4 protein-coding genes are annotated in these 6,348 nt (G+C 59.8%); 3 read left to right on the forward strand and 1 reads right to left on the reverse strand.

What is annotated here, in order from left to right; all coding sequences use genetic code 11:
- Positions 1–195 precede the first annotated feature (195 nt).
- The 3 genes from BMY52_RS04810 to BMY52_RS04820 all read left to right on the forward strand — a co-directional run bounded on the left by BMY52_RS04810 (position 196) and on the right by BMY52_RS04820 (position 4,797).
- Complete coding sequence (locus tag BMY52_RS04810) at positions 196–1,074, forward strand: ThiF family adenylyltransferase (protein ID WP_090251584.1); 879 nt, start codon at positions 196–198, stop codon at positions 1,072–1,074.
- Positions 1,075–1,125: 51 nt separating this feature from the next.
- The gene (locus BMY52_RS04815) at positions 1,126–3,375 is read left to right on the forward strand and encodes an efflux RND transporter permease subunit (RefSeq protein ID WP_090251586.1); all 2,250 of its coding nucleotides are present in this window, start codon (positions 1,126–1,128) and stop codon (positions 3,373–3,375) included.
- 366 nt (positions 3,376–3,741) lie between these two features.
- Positions 3,742–4,797, forward strand: a complete 1,056-nt coding sequence (locus BMY52_RS04820) for a PEP-CTERM sorting domain-containing protein (protein ID WP_177169852.1) — start codon at positions 3,742–3,744, stop codon at positions 4,795–4,797.
- Positions 4,798–5,222: 425 nt separating this feature from the next.
- Here the strand turns inward: BMY52_RS04820 and BMY52_RS04825 are convergent, their stop codons facing one another.
- Entirely contained in the window at positions 5,223–6,173 is a 951-nt protein-coding gene (locus tag BMY52_RS04825) for a transposase (RefSeq protein WP_090251591.1), read from the reverse strand.
- Positions 6,174–6,348: the final 175 nt, after the last annotated feature.

Genomic DNA, 6,348 nt, shown 5'->3' on the forward strand with positions numbered 1-6,348 from the left:
TCGGCGTGTCTGAGAACCGTCCACCTGCGGCGAAGAGTGGCTGCGACATCATGACTTATCCTCACATTATGCAGTCATGCCGGGACGTGGCATGATGCTCCAATAACGATTCTGGGTGCACGACGCTGATGTGTCCAGACCTGTGCCAACGCACTAGCCGTCGGCAACATCATTGGGCGATCGGGGGTCTTGAGAATGGGTGATGGGGGGTTCAATTACCAGACTGCCTTCCAGCGTACGCTGGGGTGGATTACGGAAGCCGAGCAACAGCGTCTTCGAGGGGCCCGTGTGGCTATTGCCGGCCTGGGCGGGGTGGGCGGCAGTCACCTGCTGACCCTGGCCCGACTGGGCATCGGCCGCTTCCATCTGGCCGATTTTGACGTATTCGAACTACACAACATGAATCGACAGGCAGGGGCAACCCTCTCCTCCCTCGGGCAACCCAAGCTCGATGTCCTGCAATCGATGGCCTGGGACATCAATCCGGAACTGGAGATTCAAGGGTTCCCACAGGGAGTGCACGGGGATAACCTGGATATATTCCTGCGGGACGTGGACATCTATGTGGACGGCCTCGATTTTTTCGCCTTCGAGGCACGACGTCAGGTCTTCAGAGCCTGCCGGGAACGGGGCATTCCCGCCGTCACCGCCGCCCCCCTTGGCATGGGTTCGGCGTTACTCACCTTTCTGCCCCAGGGCATGTCGTTTGATGATTATTTCCGATTTCAGGATGGACAATCGACGAACGAACTCTCATTACATTTCATGATGGGCCTGGCCCCGGCCATGCTGCAGATGGGCTACCTGGCCGATCCGTCTCGGGTCGATCTGGCGGGCCAAAAAGGCCCCTCCACGCCGATGGCCTGCGATCTCTGCGCCGGCATGGCGGGCACCGAAGTGCTCAAACTGCTGCTGGGCCGAGGCCGAGTACGGCCCGCCCCACACGGAATACACTTTGACGCCTACCGGGGGCGTATGTCACGTACCTGGCGACCGGGAGGCAACGGGAACCCCATCCAACGCCTGCTCCTGTCGCTGGCCAGACGACGGCTGTCGGCCACGCAAACCCGGTAACCCTCGCAAGCCCCGTACCCGATTGGCTTCACCACCCTGGAGACAGCCCCCATGACCTGGATGCTCGACCGGCCAAGACTGGCATTGGCGATCCTCTTGCTGCTGTTCCTGCTGCCCGGACCACTGCTGCTCCAGCTCAACCTGGACAACGCACCCGAGGCCTACTTCCCCAAGGACGCGCCCGCCGTTCAGTTCGATCGGGAGATTCGCGAGCGGTTTCCCCAGGAACAGGTCCTGGTGGCCCTGTTCGAGGGTGAAGATCTCTTTGAACCCGCCTTCCTGTCCCGATTACATGAGGCGCTTCTGGGCATTGAGGGGGAGCCACTGGTGGAGCGGGTGCTCTCCGTACTCACGGCCGACCATATCCGGGCCACACCTGACGGTTTTGCCGTGGAACCCTTGGTGGATCCTTACGACCTGGCTGCACGCACCCCGGACCAATGGCGCGAGCGGACCCTGTCAGACCGCTTTGCGCCCGGATTGCTCGTCTCCACCGATGGCCAGGCGCTGGCCCTGGTGGTTCGCCCTCACCCACTGGAAAACAGTCTGCAGCGCCTGGAACTGGAACAACGGGTCAAGACGCACCTCAAGGAAACCGGCCTGGACGAAAGGGTCACGGCCCTGGCGGGGCATATCGCCCTGGACGTGGCCCAGCTACGCTCCATGATCACCGACACCATGGCCTTCATCCCCGCCACCATGGCCATCGGCCTGCTTCTGCTCTGGTTCATGTTCCGGCGCTGGCTGGTGGTGGTGCTGGCCGCCGCCACCATCGCCACGGTGGTCAATGTCGCCGTCGCCCTGCTGGTGGTATTCGGCAAACCTTACACCCTGATCTCGTCCATCCTCCCGCCCCTGCTCTCGGCCATCACCATCGCCATGCTCATGCACCTGTTCAACACGGTGGTGCACGCGGCGCAACGTGGTTATTCGGGCCGTGAGCGCATGAGGCAAGCCCTTTCCATGGTGGCGCGTCCGATGCTCTTTACCGGACTGACCACCGCTGCGGGTCTGATCTCACTGGCCACCAGCCCCATTCGTCCGATCCAGACCTTTGGCCTGGTTGCCGCCGCCGGGGTGGTACTGGTGGCCTTGCTCAGCGTGCTGGTGCTGCCGGCATTGATCGTGCATTGGGACCGGGGCACCTGGGTACAGCAGCGGGGGAGTATTCGCTGGCTGGATCGTTTCACGAGTTTCTGCGCCCGGCTGTCCATCCGCCGAGCGGGCTGGGTGGTGGGCATCACCATCGTGCTAATGGCGATTGGGATTCCCCAGATCCGGCATGTGGAAGTGGAGACGGATCTCTACGCCTTTTTCAGTGACCGCCACCCCATCACCCAGGCCACCGAGCGGGTTGAAAGCCGGCTGTCGGGCGTCATGCCCCTGGAAGTGGTCTTTGATGCCCCGGAACCAGAAGGCCTGTTGGCACCGGAACGCCTGGCCGAGATCCAGCGCGTCCAGGCCTGGCTGGATGCAAGGCCCGAGGTGGATTACAGCCTGTCCTTACCGGACATGGTGGAGCAAATGCACTGGGCCTTCCATGAGGAAGACCCGGCCTACCGTACCCTGCCGGACACCCGGCAACTCATCGCCCAGTATCTGTTCGTCTACGACGGCAATGACCTGCACGATGTGGTGGACCGGGATTATGAGCGGGCACGGCTGCTGCTGAACCTGAACGCCCATGGCTCCTCGGCCCTGAATCAATTGATGGACGACCTGCGGGAAGAACTGACCGCCCGACCACCGGGTGACATGGACTGGGACCTGGCAGGCATGGGCCGCCTCTTCGCCGATCAGGAGCGGCTGCTCATCGAGGGGCAGTTGCGAAGCCTGTTGGCCGTGACCGTGCTGGTGCTGGGGCTGATGTTCATCCTGTGGCGCTCACCCGCCATGGCCGGCCTGAGCATGCTGCCCAACCTCTCGCCGGTGCTGCTGATCTTCATTGTCATGGGGGTGCTGGGCATCTGGCTGGACATGGCCACCGCCATGATCGCCGCAGTGGCCGTGGGGATCGCGGTTGATGACACCATTCATGTGGTGCATGGGTATCGGGCGCGGCGGCGGGCCGGGGCCAGTCCGCCGTGGGCGATTGCCCGGACATTTCGGCATGCCGGGCGGGCGGTGACGGCGACGACGGTGGTGCTGGTGGCGCAGTTTTTGATTTTGGGGTTGTCGGCGTTTCAGCCTACCGCTTCGTTTGGGGTGTTGACGGCGTTTGGGTTGTTGGGGGCGTTGGTGTTTGATTTGATTGTGTTGCCGGCGGTTTTGGTGTTGGTTTGGCGATCTCGTGCTACCTGATCCCACAATACTCTTTTCAGGGCAGACACCCCACAATTTTCGCAGCCACCACGTCGAACCGGTTTACTCCAGCGTATGTTTTCGTCATTGCCTAAAGGATAAATTCCGTTCACGTCTTCGCCTTCCCCGAAAACGTCGGAATCCTTTACAGCCGACCCGCACCAGACTTAAAGAGACACTTCAAGAGCCCGAACAGCCCAATGAATACGCCACGCAAATTATTGAATTAAATATATTTTTTTGTCTGCCGCTCGATCAGCTAAGAACCCGGCACGACAAATGCTTTAGATGACCCGAGCAGGGCTTCTTACCTGCCTGCACTGTCACCAACGTATTCGATCGATTCGACGTAGAGGAATCATAGCCATGTGGAAAAAAAACGTTATCCGAATCGCTGTGGGCATGAGCTTAGGGGCTGGGGTCTCACTAGCCTCAGGCGCGCCCATCAACTTTTCTATCGATACAGGATTTGACTTCGATAACGACGGCTCCACCAAGACAGGCGTGTACACCGATCTCAGCTTCAGCAACTCGCGCGCCACTTCCATTTATGACCTTTCCACAGGCCCTATCGGCTCCGGAACCACTGTCATTGATACAAATATCGACAGTGAACTTGACTCACGAGGCTTCCAAAGTGTGATTGGACAAGACCCCGGCGGAGACGTGATCCGGCGCCCTGGGCTCATAGGAGATCGTAATGTCACCCAATTGTCACCAGCAGATGATGCTGCCATAACCAATGGTTTCGCCACTGGCACTGGAGGTTTTTCCTCATGGGGTCTCCCTTCCCCCTTCGGTGGGGAAGGCACAAGTTGGGGGCTCACCTATAACTGGTTCCTTGAAGGTACGGTGGACGCGAATGGGCAGGGCGTGTTCTCTGACGGCTTTTTTGATATCTATTACCACGACTCAATTCCTACTGCCTCCGATCCTGATGACGCCGACTACGCCGACCGCAACTTCCAGGGAACCCAGGTGCTGAGGCTCAACGTTGATGGATCTCAAATCCTTGCTGGAGACGAGGTCGGTTTGAGGATCTTTGGCGACATTGACTACTCATGGCTGGACGATGAAGATGCCCCAGACAACTTCGTTAAGAATTTCTTTTGGGACGAAGACAGTAACATTAGCTTTTACGACCTGTGGGCCTCGGGGCAAGAAAGCGATCAAGTGATGGTGAACTGGCTCATCAGCACGCAGGTGTTTGCAGGTACGGATTTCGATGTCGCGACTGTTTCCGATGATGATAAAAATCTGCTCTGGGGCATAAGACAAACCAGCCTGGACGGAAACAACAGATTCGAGAAGGTTCCGGAACCAAGCAGCCTCGCTTTGTTCGGCATCAGTCTTCTTATCATGGGCGGCATAATGGCCAAGAGAGGTAGCCGAAAAGGAAGCGCCGAAGGCATGAAAGCCTAAATCTAAATCTTGGTTCTATACGAGCGGTCAGCTCTAAATAGCTGACCGCTCCTTTATCGACAAGGCGGCGACAGGCGGCGACAAGGGACAGGCACTTTTGGACACGGGCCAGGGACAGGCACTCTTGACCCTTTTGCTCAGCCATTGACACACACACAAGGGACAGGCACTCTTCACCTCTTCATTCACAGGGACGACAAGGGACAGGCACTCTTGACCCTTTCTCTTGACCCTTTTGCTCAGCCATTCGCCTACTGCCGCCCCGCCCAACACCCCTCTTACGCCCTCCCTCAAGGCCCCGAGCGCGAAAACCACCGTCAGACGCCGATTTCCCCCAATATCTGGCTCCAGCACACGAACGACGGGCAAGAGCCTTCCTCGGCATATCACCGCAGCACGGAAAAACCCTCTGAAGGATAGGCCAGTCAGGCCGCTGATCGTCGTTGCTGCCGGTGCAGGGCCTCAAACTGCGTACTCTGGGCCAGCCACTGATCCGGGGTGAGTCCCAGCCGCTGCAGGATCGGGGGCTGGGTGTCGGCAATGGCGCCCTTCTTTCTCGGGTCGATGGCCCGCCCCGTGTAGTCCACCAGGGACAGATAGTCCTCGAGGGCGAACGGGATGCCGGGCTGCTCGCGGTCTGCGAATGCACCTTCAAAAGGCAGCAATGGCTTCACCGGCACCTCGAACCGCAGCAAGGCGTCCAGTTTCACCTGCTCGCGCACGGCCTGGGCCAGGTCGAACCGGGGCGCAATGCGTTCCTTGATGCTGGTGTGTTCTGAAGTCTCCGGCGTGTCTGCCACCCCGGCCCGCACCGGGTTGAGATCCACATAGGCCATGCAACTGAGCAGGGCGGCTTCGGTGCTCAGGGCCTGAGACTTGAAGCGGGCCTCCCAGAAGTGCCCGGTACAGCCATCCTCCTGATTGGCCTGCCGGGCGATGGGCTCATTCAGACACTTCATGAACCAGCTCAGGCTGGCCAGCCGCTGCCGGTAGCATTGGGCGAATTCCGCCACTTGGGCCAGCTCGTAGCTTTCCTGCGGACCTCCGGCCAGATATCGCTGGACCAGCAGTGGGCCCTTGAACAGACAACTCCAGCGCCGCAGCACGTCGTCATCGGACCAACGCTCCGCTTGTGTCGGCTCCAGCTTGACGACGACATGATAATGGTTGGACATGACCGCATAGGCGGCCACGTCCACGGCGAACAGGGAGGCCAGCAGCCGCATACGATCCTCGATCCACTGCCGCCGGTGTTCAAAACTTTTGCCGGTGACGTGATCCTGACCGCAGAGGAAGGTGCGCCGCACACAGCGCGAGATGATGTGGTAGTAAGGCGTATCGGTGAGCGAAATCTGTTGGCAGCGGGGGCGCGGCATGGTTCCCTCCAGAGATTTCCGGCCAGTCCCGTGGCCAGTATGTGGACAGGCTACCGCAGAGGAACAGATCAGCCAAGTTAGGGGCGAATATGGCACACTGTGGCTCGATCTCCTGCCAGGACGCCGCATGAGCAACCACCACGACACGGGCTACAAGGAACTGTTCAGCTACCCG

Origin of the sequence: Ectothiorhodospira marina, assembly GCF_900109495.1 — a bacterium.
Classification (GTDB): domain Bacteria; phylum Pseudomonadota; class Gammaproteobacteria; order Ectothiorhodospirales; family Ectothiorhodospiraceae; genus Ectothiorhodospira; species Ectothiorhodospira marina.

Bases quoted from the DNA above. Each gene is read 5' to 3' on its own strand.
- BMY52_RS04820 (WP_177169852.1), top strand. From the start codon at position 3,742: ATGTGGAAAAAAAACGTTATCCGAATCGCTGTGGGCATGAGCTTAGGG.
- BMY52_RS04810 (WP_090251584.1), top strand. From the start codon at position 196: ATGGGTGATGGGGGGTTCAATTACCAGACTGCCTTCCAGCGTACGCTG.
- BMY52_RS04815 (WP_090251586.1), top strand. From the start codon at position 1,126: ATGACCTGGATGCTCGACCGGCCAAGACTGGCATTGGCGATCCTCTTG.
- BMY52_RS04825 (WP_090251591.1), bottom strand. From the start codon at position 6,173: ATGCCGCGCCCCCGCTGCCAACAGATTTCGCTCACCGATACGCCTTAC.